The organism is Pseudonocardia wallangbongensis, assembly GCF_054486945.1.
Map to the genome: position 1 here is coordinate 600,377 of NZ_JBRERS010000003.1, position 19,337 is coordinate 619,713.

Annotated in this window: 16 protein-coding genes and 1 riboswitch; of the genes, 11 read left to right on the top strand and 5 right to left on the bottom strand. The window is 74.5% G+C overall.

Going from position 1 to position 19,337, the window contains the following annotated elements:
* Nucleotides 1-91: 91 nt before the first annotated feature.
* From ACU436_RS14115 to gcvP, 6 genes are all read left to right on the top strand, one after another.
* Nucleotides 92-565, top strand: a complete 474-nt coding sequence (locus tag ACU436_RS14115; RefSeq protein ID WP_147259945.1) for a bifunctional nuclease family protein — start codon at nucleotides 92-94, stop codon at nucleotides 563-565.
* Between the two features lie 141 nt (nucleotides 566-706).
* Nucleotides 707-1,285, top strand: coding sequence for a MerR family transcriptional regulator (locus tag ACU436_RS14120; protein ID WP_075953851.1), 579 nt, complete (start codon nucleotides 707-709; stop codon nucleotides 1,283-1,285).
* Between the two features lie 14 nt (nucleotides 1,286-1,299).
* Nucleotides 1,300-2,958 carry a LuxR C-terminal-related transcriptional regulator gene (locus ACU436_RS14125; RefSeq protein ID WP_459025299.1) on the top strand — a complete coding sequence of 553 codons (1,659 nt, stop codon included), beginning with the start codon at nucleotides 1,300-1,302 and terminating at the stop codon, nucleotides 2,956-2,958.
* 102 nt (nucleotides 2,959-3,060) lie between these two features.
* The gene (locus ACU436_RS14130; RefSeq protein ID WP_459025301.1) at nucleotides 3,061-3,930 is read left to right on the top strand and encodes an alpha/beta fold hydrolase; all 870 of its coding nucleotides are present in this window, start codon (nucleotides 3,061-3,063) and stop codon (nucleotides 3,928-3,930) included.
* Nucleotides 3,927-5,144, top strand: a complete 1,218-nt coding sequence (locus tag ACU436_RS14135; protein ID WP_459025303.1) for an NAD(P)/FAD-dependent oxidoreductase — start codon at nucleotides 3,927-3,929, stop codon at nucleotides 5,142-5,144. Before ACU436_RS14130 ends, ACU436_RS14135 begins: the two co-directional genes overlap by 4 nt.
* Before the next feature lie 18 nt (nucleotides 5,145-5,162).
* A riboswitch (glycine riboswitch) is annotated at nucleotides 5,163-5,252 on the top strand.
* A 151-nt stretch (nucleotides 5,253-5,403) separates the two neighbouring features.
* Nucleotides 5,404-8,262, top strand: a complete 2,859-nt coding sequence (gene gcvP, locus ACU436_RS14140) for an aminomethyl-transferring glycine dehydrogenase (protein ID WP_459025305.1) — start codon at nucleotides 5,404-5,406, stop codon at nucleotides 8,260-8,262.
* Nucleotides 8,263-8,463: 201 nt separating this feature from the next.
* Here gcvP and ACU436_RS14145 read toward each other — a convergent pair whose 3' ends face one another.
* From ACU436_RS14145 to ACU436_RS14155, 3 genes are all read right to left on the bottom strand, one after another.
* On the bottom strand, nucleotides 8,464-9,555 hold the full coding sequence (locus ACU436_RS14145; protein ID WP_459025307.1) for a DUF4037 domain-containing protein: 1,092 nt from the start codon (nucleotides 9,553-9,555) through the stop codon (nucleotides 8,464-8,466).
* Nucleotides 9,556-9,670: 115 nt separating this feature from the next.
* Nucleotides 9,671-10,714, bottom strand: coding sequence for a hemolysin family protein (locus ACU436_RS14150; protein ID WP_459025309.1), 1,044 nt, complete (start codon nucleotides 10,712-10,714; stop codon nucleotides 9,671-9,673).
* A complete protein-coding gene (locus tag ACU436_RS14155; protein ID WP_459025311.1) occupies nucleotides 10,711-12,033 on the bottom strand; it encodes a hemolysin family protein in 1,323 nt (440 codons plus the stop codon). The genes ACU436_RS14150 and ACU436_RS14155 overlap by 4 nt, the downstream gene beginning before the upstream one ends.
* Before the next feature lie 228 nt (nucleotides 12,034-12,261).
* On the opposite strand from ACU436_RS14155, the gene coaA reads away from it, so the two are divergent.
* Nucleotides 12,262-13,299 carry a type I pantothenate kinase gene (gene coaA / locus ACU436_RS14160; protein ID WP_459025313.1) on the top strand — a complete coding sequence of 346 codons (1,038 nt, stop codon included), beginning with the start codon at nucleotides 12,262-12,264 and terminating at the stop codon, nucleotides 13,297-13,299.
* A gap of 35 nt (nucleotides 13,300-13,334) precedes the next feature.
* Nucleotides 13,335-13,796: a MarR family winged helix-turn-helix transcriptional regulator gene (locus ACU436_RS14165; protein WP_459025315.1), complete on the top strand. Its 462-nt coding sequence runs from the start codon at nucleotides 13,335-13,337 to the stop codon at nucleotides 13,794-13,796.
* A 51-nt stretch (nucleotides 13,797-13,847) separates the two neighbouring features.
* Here the strand turns inward: ACU436_RS14165 and ACU436_RS14170 are convergent, their stop codons facing one another.
* Together ACU436_RS14170 and ACU436_RS14175 are read right to left on the bottom strand one after the other, a co-directional pair.
* The gene (locus tag ACU436_RS14170) at nucleotides 13,848-14,645 is read right to left on the bottom strand and encodes a DUF427 domain-containing protein (protein ID WP_459025316.1); all 798 of its coding nucleotides are present in this window, start codon (nucleotides 14,643-14,645) and stop codon (nucleotides 13,848-13,850) included.
* A 40-nt stretch (nucleotides 14,646-14,685) separates the two neighbouring features.
* Nucleotides 14,686-15,387, bottom strand: a complete 702-nt coding sequence (locus ACU436_RS14175) for an SIMPL domain-containing protein (RefSeq protein WP_459025318.1) — start codon at nucleotides 15,385-15,387, stop codon at nucleotides 14,686-14,688.
* A gap of 290 nt (nucleotides 15,388-15,677) precedes the next feature.
* On the opposite strand from ACU436_RS14175, the gene ACU436_RS14180 reads away from it, so the two are divergent.
* Genes ACU436_RS14180 through ACU436_RS14190 form a run of 3 tightly spaced genes read left to right on the top strand, consistent with a single transcriptional unit; the run spans nucleotide 15,678 to nucleotide 19,337 of the window.
* A complete protein-coding gene (locus ACU436_RS14180) occupies nucleotides 15,678-17,474 on the top strand; it encodes a serine/threonine-protein kinase (protein ID WP_459025320.1) in 1,797 nt (598 codons plus the stop codon).
* Nucleotides 17,471-18,664 carry a heparan-alpha-glucosaminide N-acetyltransferase domain-containing protein gene (locus ACU436_RS14185; RefSeq protein WP_459025321.1) on the top strand — a complete coding sequence of 398 codons (1,194 nt, stop codon included), beginning with the start codon at nucleotides 17,471-17,473 and terminating at the stop codon, nucleotides 18,662-18,664. Before ACU436_RS14180 ends, ACU436_RS14185 begins: the two co-directional genes overlap by 4 nt.
* A 46-nt stretch (nucleotides 18,665-18,710) precedes the next feature.
* Nucleotides 18,711-19,337, top strand: coding sequence for a dihydrofolate reductase family protein (locus tag ACU436_RS14190; protein ID WP_459025323.1), 627 nt, complete (start codon nucleotides 18,711-18,713; stop codon nucleotides 19,335-19,337).

Consider the following 19,337-nt stretch of genomic DNA (forward strand, 5'->3'; position numbering starts at 1 on the left):
GGGCGCCGACGGGGTGCGCCGTGTAGCGTCGGGAAGCGCAGGATCGCGAGGAGGAGTCGGGAAGCGCAGGATCGCGAGGAGGAGCAGTGCGATGAGCGAGATGCGCGTCGTGGGTGTACGGGTCGAACTCCCCGCCAACCAGCCGATCCTTCTGTTGCGGGAGACCACGGGCGATCGCTATCTGCCGATCTGGATCGGGTCGGTCGAGGCCACGGCGATCGCGTTGGAGCAGCAGGGCGTCAAGCCGGCCCGGCCGCTCACCCACGACCTGCTCAAGGACGTGATCAACGCCCTGGGGCGTCGCCTCGAGCAGGTGCGGATCACGGACCTGCAGGAAGGCACCTTCTACGCGGAGTTGGTGTTCGACGGCGGCATCACGGTGTCGGCGCGGCCGAGCGACTCGGTGGCGCTGGCGCTGCGGATCGGGGTGCCGATCCACGCCGAGGAGAGCGTGCTCGCCGAGGCCGGACTGATCATCCCGGACGAGCAGGAGGACGAGGTCGAGAAGTTCCGCGAGTTCCTCGACTCGATCTCCCCCGAGGACTTCCGGGGCGCCCAGCCCTGACCCCGGGGCGCCCCCGGGTTCACCCGGGCGGCGTGCCGCGTTGACCGGGCGCTCGCCTGCTCATATCGTCGGTTTCTCTCAGCCCGTCGGCTCCGGCAGACCCCCCGGTCCTCGGAGCCGGGCTCCGGCGGAAGGAGTTCGGTGGAGCAGCCGCCGTCCGGCGCGCCCGAGCAGGGCGAGCTCTTCCCCGATCCACTGCTCGGAGAGGGGTTCGACGGCCTGCCCGACCAGCTCGTCGGCTTCCGCGGGCCGACCGCCTGCCAGGTCGTCGGCATCACCTACCGGCAGCTGGACTACTGGGCGCGCACCGGGCTCGTCGTCCCGTCGATCCGCGGCGCAGCGGGTTCCGGCTCGCAGCGGCTGTACTCGTTCAAGGACGTGCTCGTCCTGAAGGTCGTCAAGCGGCTCCTGGACGCCGGGGTGTCGCTGCAGAACATCCGCGTGGCCGTCGAGCACCTGCGTCGCCGCGGCATCCGCGACCTCGCCGGCATCACGCTGTTCAGCGACGGCACCACCGTGTACGAGTGCGCCTCGCCGGAGGAGGTCGTCGACCTGCTGCGCGGGGGCCAGGGTGTCTTCGGCATCGCGGTCGGCGGGGCCATGAAGGAGATCAGCGGGTCCATCAAGGACTTCCCGGTGGAGCGGGCCGACGGCGGCAGCGTCGACGACGCGCCCGAGGACGAGCTGTCCCGCCGCCGGGCGCGGCGCGCCATCAGCTGACCTCACCGGGTGCCGTGGCCGAGAGCGCGGACTTCGGGGAGCGGGCCCGCCAGGCGTACCGGCTCCGGCGGTGGGCCGAGGCCTTCGAGCTGCTGGGCGCGGCGGACCGGGAGTCGGCGCTCCGGCCGGACGACCTCGAGCTGTGGGTCACCGCGGCGTACCTCACCGGGCGCGACGGCGCCGGCGACGACCTGTCCGCGCGCGCGTGCCGGGAGTGCGCGGGCACCGACCCGGCCCGTGCCGCGCGGCACGCGACCAGGCTGGCGATCCTGCTCCTGCTCCGGGGCGAGGCCGCGCGCAGCGGTGGCTGGCTCGCCCGGGCGCGACGGCTGCTCGACGAGCGGGGGGACTGCGCGGAGCGCGGGTACCTGCTCGTCCCGGCCGCGCTGGAGCACCTGGTCGGGGGCGACCCGGCCGCCGCCGAAGCCGCGTCCGGTGAGGCGGCTGCGATCGGCGAGCGCTTCGGGGACCCCGACCTGCTGGCGCTGGGCAGGCTCGGCGTGGGCCAGGCGCTGGTGGCGGCGGGCCGAACCGGTCCCGCGCTGGCGCTGCTGGACGAGGTGATGGTCGCGGTGACGTCCGAGGAGGTCTCGCCGATCTTCACCGGGATCCTCTACTGCGCCGTCATCGAAACCTGCCAAGAGGTGTTCGACCTGCGCCGGGCCCAGGAGTGGACGCTGGCGCTGACCCGCTGGTGCGAGGCGCAGCCGGACCTGGTGCCCTACCGCGGCCAGTGCCTGGTGCACCGGTCGGAGATCATGCTCCGGCACGGGGCGTGGTCCGACGCGCTCGACGAGGCGAAGTCGGCCTGCGCCGGCCTGGGTGGCCACCCGGCCGCCGGCGCGGCCTTCTACCAGCTCGCCGAGGTGCACCGGCTGCGCGGGGAGTTCGGCCAGGCGGAGCAGGCCTACCGGCAGGCGAGCCGCTGGATCCCGGAACCGCAGCCCGGCCTGGCCCTGCTGCGGACGGCCCAGGGCCAGGTCGAGGCGGCGGCCGCCATGCTGCGCCGCGCGCTTTTGGGGGCGGTCCGGTTCGAGGCGCTGCGGCGGGCCATGGCGATCGAGCCCGTGCCGCCCGCGGCGGTCCGGTCCCGCCTGCTCGCCGCCCACGTCGAAGTGATGATCGCCACGGGCGACCTCGCCGCCGCACGTGCCGGTGTCGACGAGCTCCAGGCGATCGCCGACCGGGTGGGCGCGCCGCTGCTGCAGGCGATGGCGTGGCACGCGTCGGGTGCCGTCCGGGTCGCCGGGCGCGACCCGGATGCCGCGGACGTGCTGCGCCGGGCGTGGCGCGCATGGCGGGACCTCGACGCACCGTACGAGGCGGCCCGTGTCCGCGTGCTGATGGGACTCGCCTGCCGGCAGTTCGGGGATCCGGACTCGGCCGAGATGGAGTTCGACGCGGCCCGCCTGGTGTTCCAGCAGCTCGGTGCCGTGCCGGACGCGAACCGGGTGCGGGCGTTCTCGAGGGTGGCCGGGGCCGGTCCGCTCACCGGCCGCGAGGTGCAGGTGCTGCGCCTGGTGGCGACGGGGATGACGAACCGGGCCGTGGCCACGGAGCTGTTCCTCAGCGAGAAGACCGTCGCCCGGCACGTGAGCAACATCTTCACGAAGCTCGAGGTGTCGTCCCGCGCGGCGGCGACGGCCTACGCCTACGAGAACCGCCTCGTGTGACCCGTACACAGATCCACCCATCCTCCGGCGTGGGTGCTTCGCCCGATGAGCCCCGCCGGGCGCCCTCCCTACGGTCGTGCGCTCGAGACGCGGGAGGTCGTCATGGACGTGAGGCAGCGCGCACGGGAGACCCTGCTGGCCGGGCTGCCGGTCGGTGAGCGGCGGCGACACCTGGCCGGGGTGTCGACCGCGATGCTCGAGGGCGGCGGCGAGGGCCCCCCGATGGTCCTGCTGCACGGTCCGGGGGAGTTCGCCGCCACCTGGCTCCCCGTGCTGCCCCGGCTGGCGGCGACCCACCACCTGGTCGTGCCCGACCTGCCCGGCCACGGTGAGTCGCGGGTGGACAGGGGCCTGCTCGACGCGGAACGCGTGCTCGGCTGGCTCGACGAGCTCATCGAGCAGACCTGCCCGGCGCCCCCGGTGCTGGTCGGGAGGACCGTCGGCGGCGCCGTCGCGGCCCGCTACGCCGCCGGCAACCGCGGCGGCCTCGCCGCCCTGGTGCTCGTCGACACGCTCGGGCTCACCGCGTTCGACCCCGACCCGCGGTTCGGGATCGCCCTGCACCGCTTCCTCGGCGCGCCGACCACCCGGTCGTACGAGCGCCTGATGGACCTGTGCGCCTTCGACCTCGACCGGATCCGCCGGGACACGGGGATGCGCTGGGACTCGTTCGCGGCCTACGCGGTGGCGCTGGCCGCTGACGATCGGGTGCAGGCGGCACTCGGCGGCCTCATCGGCGAGTTCGCCCCGCAGATCCCGCCCGAGCACCTCGCGGCGATCGACGTGCCCACCACGCTGATCTGGGGCCGGCACGACCTCGCCACCCCGCTCCACGTCGCCGAGACCGCGAGCACCCGCCACGGCTGGCCGCTGCACGTGGTCGAGGACGCGGGCGACGATCCGGCGCTCGACCGGCCCGACGCGTTCGTCGAGGCGCTGGAGGCCGCGCTGCGGACGGCGGCCGTCGGATGAACCGCCACGACGTGATCGTGGTGGGAGCACGGTGCGCCGGGTCGCCCACCGCCATGCACCTGGCCCGGGCGGGCCACCGCGTCCTGGTCGTCGACCGGGCGAGCTTCCCGAGCGACACCCTCTCGACGCACATCGTGCACGCGCCCGGGGTGGCGGCACTGCGGCGCTGGGGCCTCCTGGACCGGGCGGTCGCGGGCTGCCCTCCGATCGACACGTACGCGTTCGACTTCGGCCCGTTCACGATCACCGGGAGCCCCGGCACCGCGTACGCCCCGCGGCGGACGGTCCTGGACACCGTGCTCGTGGAGGCCGCCGTGGCGGCGGGCGCGGAGGTGCGGGAGCGGTTCACCGTGTCCGAGATCCTCGTCGAGGACGGCCGCGTCGTGGGCGTGCGCGGGCAGGGCGGTGGTGGGCGGGACGTCGTCGAGCGGGCGCGGGTCGTGGTCGGGGCCGACGGCCTGCACTCGCTGGTGGCCCGCACCGTGCGGCCCGAGCAGTACCACGAGAAGCCGCGACTGCTCTGCGGCTACTACGCCTACTGGAGCGGCCTGCCCATGGGCGGGCGTTTCGAGACCTACGACCGTCCGGGCCGTGCGTTCGCCGCGTGGCCGACGAACGACGACCTCACGCTCGTCATCGCCGGCTGGCCCTACCGGGAGCTCGCGGCGAACCGCACGGACGTGGAGGGGAACTACCTCGCCACGATCGGCGCGGTCCCCGCCTTCGACGAGCGCGTGCGCGCCGCCCGGCGGGTGTCGCGCCTCGCGGGCACGGCCGTGCCGAACTACTTCCGCAGGCCGTTCGGGTCGGGCTGGGCGCTCGTCGGCGATGCCGGGTACAACACGGACTTCGTCACCGGCCAGGGGATCCAGGACGCGTTCCGGGACGCCGAACGGTGCGCGGCCGCGCTGCACGAGGCGCTCTCCGGGGCCCGCCCGTTCGAGGAGGCGCTGCGCGACTACCAGTCGGCCCGCGACGCGCACGTCCGGGCCATGTACGAGTTCACCGCCGGCATCGCGTCCCTGGAGCCACCGCCGCCCGACCTGTCGCGGCTGCTCGCGGCGGTGAGCACCGACCGGGACGCGATGGACGGGTTCACGCGGGTGGCGGCCGGGGTGACCTCGCCCGCCGAGTTCTTCTCCGCGGAGAACGCCCGCCGCATCCTGGCGCGCGGACCGCGTGCCGCGGGGGTCGGTGAGGGGGCGCAGCGGTAACATCGGCCGCGTAGTCGCCGAACCCGCGCGGGAGAGCCCGGCCCGGCCGGGCGCCGAAGGAGCAACTCCTCCCCGGAACCTCTCAGGCACCAGGACCGCGCAGGTGAGACGCCTCTGGAAAGCGACGGGCATGCCCGTCCGCCGACGGGGAAAGCTCCTTCTCACGGGGCGAATCTCTCAGGCGCCCGGTCGCCGGGCGGGGACAGAGGGGGAGGGTGGTTCCACCCTGGCCCGCCGCCCGCTCCGCCTGGAGGATCTCGTGTCCGACCGACCCACACTCTCCGATCTGGAGCGCGGTACCCCGTTCGCCGACCGCCACATCGGGCCCCGCCCGCACGAGCTGCAGACGATGCTCGCGGCCATCGGCGCCTCCTCGCTCGACGAGCTCGCCGCCGCGGCCGTGCCCGACAGCATCCGGAATCAGGAGCGGGTCCCGTCCACGCTCCCGCCCGCGGCCTCCGAGACCGAGGTGCTCGCCGAGCTGCGGGCGCTCGCCGCGCGCAACACCGTGACCGTCCCGATGATCGGTCTGGGCTACGCCGGCACGGTCACGCCGCCGGTGATCCGGCGGAACGTGCTGGAGAACCCGGCCTGGTACACCGCCTACACGCCCTACCAGCCCGAGATCAGCCAGGGGCGGCTCGAGGCGCTGCTGACGTTCCAGACGGTGGTGGCCGACCTCACCGGCCTCCCGGTGGCCGGGGCGTCGCTGCTGGACGAGGCCACCGCGGCGGCGGAGGCGATGACGCTCCTGCGCCGGGCCGGGAAGGCCCGCTCCCCGCGCTTCGTGGTGGACGCCGACACGCTCCCGCAGACGCTCGACGTGCTGCGCACCCGGGCCGAGCCGCTGGGCATCGACCTCGTCGTCGCGGATCTGGAGAACGGCCTCCCCGAAGGCGAGCTGTTCGGGCTGCTCCTGAGCTACCCGGGCGCCTCCGGAGCCGTCCGCGACCCCTCTGCGCTGATCGCGGCCGCGCACGAGCGCGGGGCGCTGGTGGCCGTGGCGGCGGACCTGCTGGCGCTCACCCTGCTCACCCCGCCCGGCGAGCTGGGCGCGGACGCGGTCGTGGGCACCACGCAGCGGTTCGGCGTGCCGCTCGGGTTCGGCGGCCCGCACGCGGGCTACCTGTCGGTGCACGAGACGCACGCCCGGCAGCTGCCCGGGCGGCTGGTCGGCATGTCCCGGGACGCCGACGGGCATCCCGCGCTGCGGCTGGCGCTCCAGACCCGCGAGCAGCACATCCGCCGCGAGAAGGCCACCTCGAACATCTGCACCGCGCAGGTGCTGCTCGCCGTCGTCGCGGCCTGCTACGCCGTGTACCACGGCCCGGAGGGGCTGCGCCGGATCGCGCAGCGCACCCACCGGATGGCCGCGGTGCTGGCGGCCGGGCTGCGGGCGGGCGGCGTGGAGGTCGTGCACGGGGAGTTCTTCGACACCGTGCGGGTGCGGGTGCCGGGCCGCGCCGAGGAGGTCGCCGACGCCGCGCACGGCGCCGGGATCGCGCTGCGGCGGGTCGACGCCGACACGCTCGGCATCGCGTGCTCCGAGGTCACCACGGTGGCGCACCTGGAGACGCTGTGGACGGTGTTCGGGGTGGCCGCCGACGCGGTCCGGCTGGACCCGGCCACCGACGACGCCCTGCCCGCAGGCCTGCGCCGGGAGTCGGAGTACCTGACGCACCCGGTGTTCCACGAGCACCGCAGCGAGACCTCGCTGATGCGCTGGCTGCGCCGCCTCGCCGACGCCGACCTCGCGCTGGACCGCACGATGATCCCGCTCGGCTCGTGCACGATGAAGCTCAACGCGGCCGTCGAGATGGAGCCGATCACCTGGCCGGAGTTCGCGAACCTGCACCCGTTCGCCCCCCGGGCGGACGCCGCCGGCATGCTCGAGCTGATCGCCGACCTGGAGCGCTGGCTCGCCGAGCTCACCGGCTACGCGGCGGTGTCGCTGCAGCCCAACGCGGGCAGCCAGGGCGAGTTCGCCGGCCTGCTCGCGATCGCGGCCTACCACCGCAGCCGCGGCGAGGGACACCGCGACGTCTGCCTGATCCCGGCCAGCGCGCACGGCACGAACGCCGCGTCGGCCGTCATGGCGGGCCTGCGGGTGGTCGTGGTGGCCACCGCGCCCACCGGTGACGTCGACCTCGACGACCTGCACGCCAAGATCGCAGAGCACGCGTCGTCGCTGGCCGCGTTGATGATCACCTACCCGTCCACGCACGGGGTGTACGAGGCGCGGGTCCGGGAGGTCTGCGACGCGGTGCACGTGGCGGGCGGCCAGGTGTACCTGGACGGCGCCAACCTCAACGCGCTGGTGGGGCTGGCCCGGCCGGGCGCGTTCGGCGGCGACGTCAGCCACCTGAACCTGCACAAGACGTTCTGCATCCCGCACGGCGGGGGAGGGCCGGGAGTCGGCCCGGTGGCGGTGGCCGAGCACCTGGTGCCGTTCCTGCCCGGGCGGGGCGAGGTGGGGCCCGTGTCGGCGGCGCCGCACGGTAGCCCGGGCGTGCTGCCGATCTCGTGGGCGTACCTGCGGCTGATGGGGATCGACGGCCTGCGGCGGGCGACGCTCACGGCGGTGGCGGCGGCCAACTACGTGGCCGCGCGGCTGCGTGATCACTACCCGGTGCTGTACGCGGGCGCGGGCGGCCACGTGGCCCACGAGTGCATCCTCGACCTGCGCGGGATCTCCAAGGAGACCGGCGTGACCATCGACGACGTGGCCAAGCGGCTGGCCGACTACGGCATCCACGCCCCGACCATGTCGTTCCCGGTGGCGGGCACGCTCATGGTGGAGCCCACGGAGAGCGAGGACCTCGCCGAGATCGACCGGTTCGTCGACGCCATGATCGGCATCCGGCAGGAGATCGAGCGGGTGGCGGCGGGGGAGTGGCCCGTCACTGACAGCCCGCTGCGCGGCGCCCCGCACACCGCCGCGTGCCTCGCGGACAAGTGGGACCACCCGTACACGCGGGAGATCGCCGCGTACCCGAGGGGCGGGACGCCGGGCGTGCACGACCGGAAGGTGTGGCCGCCGGTGCGCCGGATCGAGGGCGCGTACGGCGACCGGAACCTGGTCTGCAGCTGCCCGCCGGTGTCGGCGTTCTCGTCCTGATCCCCGGTAGGAGTGGACGGGCGGGCCCCCTCCAGTCCCACCCGTCCACACCGAGGAGGGGCGGGGGCCCGGATCTGATACGTGTGACGGCAACCACTCCTACCCCATCGCCAACATCGCCAACATCGTCAACGAATCATTGACGCCATCGGATCGCCAACGAATCGATGACCGCGGCAGCGGCCGCGGGGGAGCGAGCCGCTAGGCGAGGGCGGCGCGTGAGACGGCCCGGCACCGCGTGGTGTCGGTGAGGAGGTCGGTGCTGTCGGCGTGCTGGTCGACGGCGCCGACGCGGGGGAGCGCGGTGATCGCCGGGTCGGTGACGGCGGCGTGCAGGGCGTCGGCGATGCGGTCGGCCTTGAGCACCTGGAACGGGCGGCCGAAGTAGGGCCGGGTCGTGGGGTCGACGGGCGCGGCGAGGCCGGTGTCGTTCTGCACGGTCGCGAGTGCCTCGTACGCCGCGCCGAGGTGCCGTTCGCGTTCGCGCCATGCGGTGGCGGCGAGGGCGCCCCGCAGGACGGGGTCGAGGGCGCCGGCCACCGGGAGTGCGGCGAACGCGCTACCGAGCCACTTGCCGTACGGCGGGTAGCGCCGGTGCAGCAACAGGGCCAGCCGCATGAGGTCGCGGACGAGGCGGGCGGCCACGACGGCGGAGCCGAGCTCGTCCCCGACCTCGCCCGCGCGGCCCACGAACGCTTCCTCCTGCGCGATGCGCCGCCACTGGCAGGCCAGGACGTAGCGCCATACGTCGGACGGGTACCAGGCCAGCGCCGTTCGGACGGGTTCCAGCGCGCCGAGCCCGTCGTGGAACACCGCGCCGCCGGTGGCCTCGGCGAGGGTCTGCGTGGGCAGCGCGAGCCAGTCGTGGGCCCGCATGCCCTCTCGCGGGTCGACGCCCAGCCCGGCGAGCCACCCGTCGACGGTCGAGAGCCCGACGCGGTGGCGGACCGGGCCGTCGGTGGGGGCCATGCGACCGATCCGGTCGCCCTCGATCGGCTCGAAGTGGGTCGGCCACCCGTGGAAGGTGCGGGGGAGGCGCTCGGCGAGGCGGCGGTCCAGCTCGGGGATCCGGCCGGCGTCGGCGGGGGAGAGGAAGACCCCCAGGCGCGGGCCCCACTCGTGGTCGGCCGAGCGGGGGGTGTCGAAGCCGAGGACCTCGGAGCCTGATCCGATGCGCGCGGCGGAGTGTGGGACGTCGGCCAGGAGCGGGCCTACCGCCTGGGCGTAGAAGAGGCGGGACAGCTGGAGTCCGGGGATGAACACCCGGGCATCGTCGCCGCCGGGGGTGAGCACGGCACCCGCATTCTATGTCAACGAATCATTGACGCCCACTGATCGTCAATCGAAGATTGACGATCGACAACAGCCACGACGACGCAGCCGCCGACGCGAGCGGGGGAGCGGGCCGTCAGGCCGGGTGCTCGTTGGCGTGGGTGGCGTCCCTGACCTCTCCCACGTAGTGCTCGACGAGGTCCTCCATCGCCACGAGCCCCGCGGTCTCGCCGCGCGGGCCGACGGCGCGCCCGAGGTGGGCCCGCGCGCGCCGCAGCACGGCGAGCGCCTCGTCGAGCCGGGCGGACGTCGGTACCTCCGGCAGCGTGCGCACGCGCGGCCCCGGGACGGCCGCCGCCGGGTCGTCGACGAGATCGAGGATGTCCTTGACGTGCAGGTACCCCGCGAGGTCGCCGCCGGCGGCGTGCACGGGGAACCGGGAGAACCCGGTCTCGGCGACGGCGTGGGCGACGTCGCCGACGGTGGGCTCGGCGGGGAGCATCACGGCCTCGGAGACGGGCACGAAGACGTCGGCCACGGTGGTCTCGGCGGAGCTGAGGGTGCGGGTGAGCCGGCGGGACTCGTCGTCGTCGAGCAGGCCCTCCCGGCCGGACTCGGCGATGAGGTCGGCGAGCTCACCGGAGGTGAACGACGACTCCAGCTCGTCGCGCGGTTCCACCCGCAGCAGGCGCAGCACGCCGTTCGCGATGACGTTGAACAGCTCGATCAGCGGCCGCATCACCGTCGTGAACAGGAGGAACGGCGGGACCAGCAGGATCGCCGTGCGTTCCGGCCCGGCGATGGCGATGTTCTTGGGCACCATCTCACCGAGCAGGATGTGCGCGACCACGACGATCGCGAGGGAGATCGTGAACGCGATCGGGTCGACGAGGGCCTCGGGGAGGCCGAGCCAGCCCATGGGGCGTTCGATGAGGTGGGCGACGGCGGGTTCGCCGAGGCGGCCGAGCAGCAGCGAGCTGATCGTGATGCCGAGCTGTGACGCCGCGAGCATCCGGGTCAGGTCGGCGTGGGCGCGCAGCACGGTGCGGGCGCCCGCACCGGGCATCGCCTCCAGGCGGTCGCGGCGCGCGGAGATCAACGAGAACTCGGCGCCGACGAAGAACGCGTTGGCGGCCAGCAACGCGATCGCGGCGAGCAGCGCGAACAGGTCCGAGGTCAAGTTCCCTCCTCGGCACCCGGCCGGGCGAGCCGCAGCTCGGCGACCCGGTTGCGATCGCGGCGCACGACGGTGAGCCGCCACCCGTCGACGGTGACCTCCTCGCCGACGTCCGGGATGCGCCCGAGCCGCGTGAGCACGAGGCCGGCGAGCGTCTCGTAGGCGCCCGACGGCATGGAGAAGCCGGTGGCGTCGGCCACCTCGTCGTCCCGGAGCAGCCCCGAAACCAGCCAGCTGCCGCGGCCGAGCGGGCGCACCGTGGCCTGCTCGGCGCGGTCGTGCTCGTCGCGGACGTCGCCGACGATCTCCTCGACGAGGTCCTCGAGGGTGACGATGCCGGCCGTGCCGCCGTACTCGTCGACCACCACGGCGAGCTGGAGCCCGGAGCTGCGCAGCCGCGTGAGCAGTTCGTCGCCGTCGAGCGACCCGGGCACGGTCGGCACCTCCTGCACCAGCTCGCCCACCGCCACGCAGCCCCGGCGCTCGGGCTCGATCCCGAACGCCTGCTTGACGTGCACGACGCCGAGCACGGCGTCGGGGTCACCGTTGTGCAGGGGGAAGCGGGAGAAGCCGCTGCGCCGGGCCAGCGCCACCATCTCGGCGACGGTGGCGTCGGCGGCGAGCGACTCGACGCGGACCCGCGGGGTCATGAGGTCCTCCGCCACCCGGTCGGTGAACCGCAGGGACCGGTCCAGCAGCGTGGCGGTGCCGGCATCGAGCGTGCCGTGCTGGGCGCTGGTGCGGACCAACGAGCTGAGCTCGCGGGCCGAGCGGGCCGAGCGCAACTCCTCGGCGGGTTCGACGCCGAGCCTGCGCACCACCGAGTTGGCGGCGCCGTTGAGCCCGTTGATGAGCCACCGGAACGCGTGGGCGAAGCCGCTCTGCAGCCAGACGACGGCGCGGGCGACGCGCAGCGGGCCCGCGATGGCGAGGTTCTTCGGCACGAGCTCCCCGAACACCATCGACAGGCATGTGGCGAGCAGCAGCGAGAGCACCGTGGCGGTGCCGGCGGCGATCCCGGGGGAGAGCCCGACGGCCGCGAGCCCCGGGCGGAAGAGCGTCGCGATGGCCGGTTCGGCGATGTAGCCGGTGGCCAGCGTCGTGACCGTGATGCCGAGCTGGCTGCCGGACAGCTGGAACGACAGGCTGCGGTGGGCCCGCTGCACCGCCCGGGCCCGCCGGTCGCCGACCTCGGCGACGTGGGCGTCGACCTGGCTGCGTTCGAGGGCGGTGAGCGCGAACTCCGACGCCACCGAGATCGCGGTGCCGAGCGTGAGCAGGGCGACGGCGACCAGGCCGAGGACGGAGAGCAGGACGGTCATCCGCGGCCTCGGCGGGGACTGTCGCAGGAGGAAGCAGGGCAGGTGAGCGGGCGCCGGGTCGGACCCGGCCGACTACTGCAGCCCGGTTCGGTGGGACGTGCGGTGGGCACGGCGTGTTCCTCCTGGTGCGGAGGCCACAGTGTATGACCGCGCGGATGAGGGTTCCCGCGGGAGTCACGCCGGTCACGAACGGGGGCGATCCGGCCGCGCGAGATCTAGGTTGACCGGATGAGCGGCATTCGCACCGGTGCGTTGCCCGAGACATGGGTCCCACCAGAGCTGCAGGGGGCCCGGAACTCGTCAACGCCGGATTCCTCGCAGGACTCACCGCAGGATTCGTCGCCGTTCGTCGACTTCGATCGGGAGTCGTGGGCCCGGCTCGGGGCGAACATCCCGCTCCCGCTCACCGCCGACGAGCTCGACCAGGTCCGCAGCCTCGGTGACGAGGTCGACCTCGACGAGGTGCGGGAGGTGTACCTCCCGCTGTCCCGGCTGCTGACGCTGCACGTGCAGGAGGGCGGGCGGCTGTACCGCGCGTACCGGACGTTCCTCCGCGCCACCACCGCGCGCACCCCGTTCGTGATCGGGATCGGCGGGTCGGTGTCGGTGGGGAAGTCGACCACGGCGAGGCTCATGCGGCTGCTGCTCGCGCGCTGGCCGCAGCACCCGCGCGTCGCGCTCGTGACCACCGACGGTTTCCTGCACCCGAACGCGGAGCTGGAGCGGCGCGGGCTCATGGCGCGCAAGGGCTTCCCCGAGTCCTACGACCGGCGGGCCCTCCTGCAGTTCGTCACCGAGGTCAAGGCGGGCCGGGCCGAGGTGTCGGCTCCCGTGTACTCGCACCTGACGTACGACATCGTGCCCGGGGCGCGTTCCACCGTGCACCGGCCGGACATCCTGCTGCTGGAGGGTCTCAACGTCCTGCAGCCCGCGCAGGCGTCCCGGGAGGGTGGGCCCGCGCTCGCGGTGAGCGACTTCATCGACTTCTCGGTGTACGTCGACGCGGACACCGAGGACATCCGCCGCTGGTACGTCGAGCGCTTCCTGCGGCTGCGCGAGACCGCGTTCCGCGACCCCGAGTCGTACTTCCGCCGGTACGCGGCGCTCGACGAGGCCGGCGCCACCGCGCGCGCCGAGAGCATCTGGGCCGAGATCAACGGGCCCAACCTGGAGCGCAACATCCTGCCCACCCGCGGCCGCGCCACCCTGGTGCTGCGGAAAGGCCCCAAGCACAACGTCACCGGCATCCGACTGCGCAAGGTATGAGCACGCGCTCCGACGGCACCTGGCACCATGTGTCGATGACCACCGGGTCCGTGGAGACCGAGGACGTGGCGACCGAGGAGCAGACCGAGCTCGCCGCCCGGCTGCGGCTCGTCGTCGGCCGCCTGCACCGCCGCATCCGCATCGACGGGCGGGAGTCGATCCCGCCACTGCAGCTGTCCGCACTGGTCACGGTGGAGCAGCACGGCCCGTTACGGCTGTCCGAGCTGGCCCGCCGGGAGGCCGTGACGGCACCGACGATGAGCAGGGTGCTCGCCTCGCTCGACGAGCAGGGACTGGTGATCCGCACCCCGGATCCCCACGACGCCCGCGGCGTGCGGATCGTCCTCTCCGACGAGGGCGCCGTGCGGCTGGCGGAGGTGCGCAGCCACCGCACCGCCCTGGTGGCCCGCCGCCTCGTCCGCCTCGCCGACGAGGACCGGAAGCGGATCGTCGCCGCCCTCCCGGCCCTCGAGGCCTTGCTGGTCGAGGACGACTGAACCCACCCGTGAGTGGATACGAGTGCTGGAGCGCTCGTATCCACTCACGACCTATGCGGGCTCGCCGTCCACCAGGACCGTCACGTCGTCGTGCAGGAAGCTGAGGCGCCCGGCGATCCGGGACGACTCGGGCAACGGGTGCGGGTAGGCCCATGCCGCGTCGGTGAGCTCGCGGCCGTCCGGGAGCCGGACGGTCCAGTAGCTCGCCTCACCCTTGTACGGGCACCGGGTGTGGGTGGTCGTCGGTTCCAGCGGCACGCGCACGTCGTCCGGTGAGAGGTACCACCGGGCGGGGAGGCCGGTCTCGTTCAGCACGAGCGGGTGGTGCGACTCGGCGACGAGGGTGTCGCCGGCGAGCACCCGGACGTGCCGGCTGGTGGGTCGCACGTCCACGCGGGTGTACGGGTCGGTGAGGTGCGCGTACACCTGCTCGTCCTCGTCGAACCACGCGTCGGCGGCCTCCCAGTACAGCGATGCGTACCCGGCGAGCCACTTCGCGTCGGGCACCGGGTCGGGGTAGGCCCACAGCGCGTTCTCGACGACCCGGTCGCCCACCTGCAGCGACCGGTAGGTGGCGTCGCCCTTGAACGGGCAGTGCGTGGTGTGGTCGCTCGGGACGAACAGGGTCCGGTCGATGTCCTCCTCGGGCACGTAGAGCCGGGGCAGGAGGGCCGTCTCGTGGACGAGCACGCCGCGGCGGGTGTCGAGCACCGTGCGGCCGGCGGACTCGGCGCGTACCCGGCGCGGGAACGGGTGCATGAGCAGCTTGTGGGCCGGTCCGTCGATCCGGTAGTTGACGGTGGCGGGCGCGGCCGCGGACAGGGGACCGTCGGTACGGGTGAGGGCCATGTCACCACCAACGCAGTACACGGCCGCGCATTCCGGGCGATCACGCGATGTCGTGCACGACCTCCACGGTGACCGACAGCTCCTGTGAACCGGGCTGCAGCGGCACGGCCTTCTGGGCGACGCCGGCGTCGGCGCGGTAGGGCATCGGCGGCTGGCCGGACACCTCGACGATCGAGCGCACCGGCCCCAGACCGACGCCGGCGGCGTCGGCGAGCTGCTGCGCCTGGGTGAGCGCGCGGCGCACCGCGTCGGCCCGGGCGTCGGCGCGCGCGGCGCTCTCGTCCGCGATGGAGAACTGGATCGACTGGACGCGGATCGCGTCGCCCGCCGCCGCGGCGGCCTGGTCGATCAGCGGGCCGGCCGCGGCGATGTCGTGCAGGGTGGCCGTGACCTGGTTGCTCACCTCGTACCCGGTGATCCGGCCGGTCTCCGGCGCCGTCGTCGGGGACACGCTGAGCTGGCTCGTCCGGATGTCCGCGGGCGCCACCCCGGCACCCTGCAGCACGCCGATCACGGCGTTGGCGCGGTCGGAGTTGGCGGTGAGCGCCGTGGTCGCGCTGCGGTCGCGGGTCTCCACGCCGAGCACGACCGTGGCGGTGTCCGGCGCCGCGACGACGGTCCCGGTGGCGCGGGCGGTGATGGCGGGCGGCGCGGCCGACCCGGGCTGAGCGGCCGCCGCCGACGAGCAGCCGGACAGGGTGAGCGCTGCCAGTGCGAGCAGCGGGAGCGTGGCGCGGTGCATGACTCCAGGACGGAACGGCCGGGCCATCGGTTGCATGAACGACGAACTCGGCCGGCGAGCCGGGGCGGCCGCACACACCGTCTGGGGTCCGCACACATGCTCGGGCATGTGTGCGGTCCCGCCACGATGTGCGCGGTGAGGGTTTCCCGGGTGGCGGCGCCGTCACCTGATCGCCGGCTACCACCGTCGAGCACTCACCTACACCGGCGCGTGACCCGGTGATGCCATAGTGGGGGCCGGGATCCCCCGGCGGACCGCCGCCGCGGGGCGGAGGGGAAGGGGAGCACGGCGTGGACGCGCTCACCGCGCTCGTCGCCGGCCTGGTGGCGAGCCTGCGCACGGCGCTGGCCGCTGACGCCTGCCCGGGCGGATGGCCGTGGGCGGTCACGGTGCTGGGCATCGGGGTCGGGTTGCTGCCCACCGCGGCCGCGGTGCTGGTGGCCGTGCTGCGCAAGCGGATCGGGTCCCGCTACGGAGCGGGCGAGTCCGCGCTGATCGCCCTCGCCGGGTTGGTCGGTGCAGGCCTGTTGCCGCTCGTCCTGTTCACGGCCACCGGCAGGGTGTTCGGTGCGGTGGCCGCGGGCCGCGAGGTCGACGGGCTCACGTCGGCCCAGGTCGCCGACCTCGGCACCACCGTGTGCTTCAGCCCGCAGGCCACCTACCTGGGCGGCTACAGCGTTGCCGCCGCGTTCGACCCGGCGAACCCGGTGCGGTTCGGCCTCGCGCTCGTCCTGCTCGTCGGGTTCCCGCTGGTGGCTGCGCTGTGCGTGGCGGCGCAGGCGCGGTTGGCGCTGCGACGCGGCCCGCGGTGGCCCGCCAAGTTCTTCTGGGTGCCGCTGGTGGCGCTCACGCTGCTCACGGCGCGCACGCCTGCGGGGTCCACGGGCCACCTCTGGATCGGGGTCACCGTCGGCGCGTTCCTGGGCATCGCGGTCGTGCTGACGGTCGGCGCCCCGCCGCGGGAGGTGGTGCGCCGCTCGCTGGCCGCGCCCGCCCCGGCGCAGCGGCAGCCGCCCCGGATGGAGTCGCTGCGCCCGCCGGTCGCGGCCCGCCGTCCCCCGGTGCCTGCGGGACCGCCGCAGGCGTCCCTGGCCGACCGGATGGCCCGCCGGTTCGCGGCGCGCCGACCCGAACCGCCGGTGCTGCCGGCGCCACGTACGCCGGCCCCGCAGCAGAGGGCGCAGCAGCCGCCGCGCCCCACACTCGTCGCGCCCTCACCTCCGTTCGGTGGGGGCACGCCGCGGTTCCGGTTGGTCCGCAGGCTGGGATCGGGCGGGTTCGGCCGGGTGTGGCTCGCCCACGACGCCCGCCTGGGGCACCCGGTGGCGCTCAAGGCCGCCCACGCGCCCGACCCGGAGACGGAGGAGCGGATCCGCCGCGAGGCGCGTGCGCTCGTGGCCGTCCGCCACCCCCACTGCGTGCGCATCCACGACCTGCTCCCGGCGGCCAGCGACCCCGGCCTGCGTGAGCTCGACGGCCTCGTCATCGTGATGGAGTACGTCGAGGGCGCCCCGCTCGGTGACCTGCTGCGCGCCCGCGGTCCGCTCGACGACGTCACCGCCGCCCGGGTGTGGATCGGCCTCGCCGGAGCGCTCGACGCCGCCCACGCCCGCGGCGTGCTGCACCGCGACGTGAAACCGGCCAACGTCGTCGTCGACCAGGCCGGGCTGGCGCACCTCATCGACTTCGGGATCGCCCGCAAGACCGGCGACTCGACGATGACGATGGCGGGTTTCGTGCTCGGCACGCCGGACTTCCTCGCCCCCGAGGTGGCGTGCGGCGAGCGCGCCACCCCTGCGTCGGACTCCTGGCAGCTCGCCGCCACGGTCTCCTACGCCCTGACGGGGCAGCCGCCGCGGGGCGGCCACCCCGACGCGGTGTCGGGGCTGCGTGCGGCGGCGTCCGGTGCCCGGTTGACCCATCTCCCGTCCCGGTCCGCGCACCTCGCGCTGCTGCGGGCGGCGCTGGACAACGATCCTCGCCGCCGGCCCGCGTTGCGCGCAGTGCAGGGCACGCTCGACGAGTGGTTGCGCAGGGCCGGGCAGCGGCCGGACGGCCCGGTCGGCGCCGGCGCACCAGCGCGGTGACGCGGGCGCTCCCCGCAGAGGTCGGGCGGGAGGCGACCACGGTCCGGGGGCGCATCCTCGGCGTCGACGCGGCACGTGCCGTGGCGTTGGTCGGGATGTTCGCCACGCACATCTTCCCGCTCCGCGACGGCCGCGAGGCCACGTTCACGGGTCTGGTGGCGTCCGGGCGGGCGTCGGCGCTGTTCGCGGTGCTGGCCGGGGTCGGGGTGGCCCTCGCGACCGGCGGTACGCGGCGGCCGGTGGGGGCCCGCGCCCACCTCGGGGCGGGGGCCGCCCTCGTCGTGCGCGGTGTCCTGGTCGGCGCGGTCGGCCTCACCCTGGTGGCGTCCGACGCCCCGGTGGCGATCATCCTGGCCTACTACGGCGTCCTGTTCGTGGTGGCCGCCCTCCTGCTGCGGGCCCCTCGCGGCGTGCTCGCGGCGGGTGCGGTGCTCGCGTGCGTCCTCACCCCGGTGGTGAGCCAGCTGTTGCGGGCGGGGCTCCCGGAGGGCCCCGGCGAGCAGGTCGGGTGGCCGGAGCTCGCCGAGCCCGGCGCCGCGCTCGGCACGCTCGTGCTCACCGGCTACTACCCGGTCCTGACCTGGACGACGTACCTGCTCGCCGGCATGGCCGTCGGCCGGCTCGACCTGCACCGCCCCCAGGTGGCCTCCGGCCTGCTGGCCGGGGGTGTCGTGCTCGCGGTGGCCGCGCACACCGCGTCGTCGTTGCTGCTCGGCCCGGGCAACGGGGTGTGGGTGCTCGGCGCCGAGGCGGCGGCGCGCCGGTACGGCACCACTCCCACCGGGAGCTGGTGGTGGCTCGCCGTGGACGTCCCGCACTCCGGCAGCACGCTGGACCTGGCCGCCACCACCGGGTCCGCGCTCGCGGTGCTGGGCGCGATGCTGCTGCTGGCGCGTTGGTCCCGGCGCGTCGTCCGGGTGCCGGCTGCGCTCGGCTCGGTTCCGCTCACCCTGTACGCGCTGCACGTCGTGGCCCTGGCGGTGTACGCGGGCAGCGGTTCCGACGACCTCGTGCTCTGGCTGGGGCACGTGCTGGTCGCCACGCTGATCGGGATCACCCTGTGGCTCACCGGTCTCCGGGGCCCGCTGGAGGCGGTCGTGGCGGCGACGGGCCGCGCGGTCCGCCGTGGTGTGTCCGGCGTCACACCTGGCCCTGTCGATTCACCGTCGCCTCGCCCGCCGGGAACGTGACGGGCGCCGGAAGGTGGCGTCCGCGCTCTCGTGAGGAGGAGACGGCATGCGCACCCTGATGGTGACCGAGTTCGTGTCGATGGACGGTGTCGTACAGGGTCCCGGCGGGCCCGACGAGGACCGCGACGGCGGGTTCGAGCACGGCGGCTGGGCGGCGCCGTACATCGACGACGAGGTCCTCGCCCGGATGATCGGCGTGGTCGCCCGGGCCGACGGGCTCCTGCTCGGCCGCCGGACGTACGAGGAGTTCGCCGCCACCTGGCCGCTGGCGGCGGCCGACGACCCGATCGGGTCGAAATGGGCCGCGGTGCGGAAGTACGTCGCGTCCCGGACCCTGACGTCGGTGGACTGGCAGAACTCGACCCTGCTCGAAGGCGACGTGGTGGACGCCGTCGCGGCGCTCAAGAAGTCCGATGGCGGCGAGATCCAGGTCCACGGCAGCATCCAGCTCGTGCAGACGCTGCTCACGCACGACCTGGTCGACGAGCTCCAGCTGGTCGTGATGCCGGTGCTCATCGGGTCCGGGAAGCGGATCTTCGGGAGCGGGACGGTGCCGGCCCGTTTCGACCTGGTCGCGGCGGCGACCACCCGGTCGGGGGTCGTCGTCGGCCGGTACGCGCGCGCGGGCGCCATCACCTACGGTGCGATCGGGCCCGAGACAGGGAACTGGTGA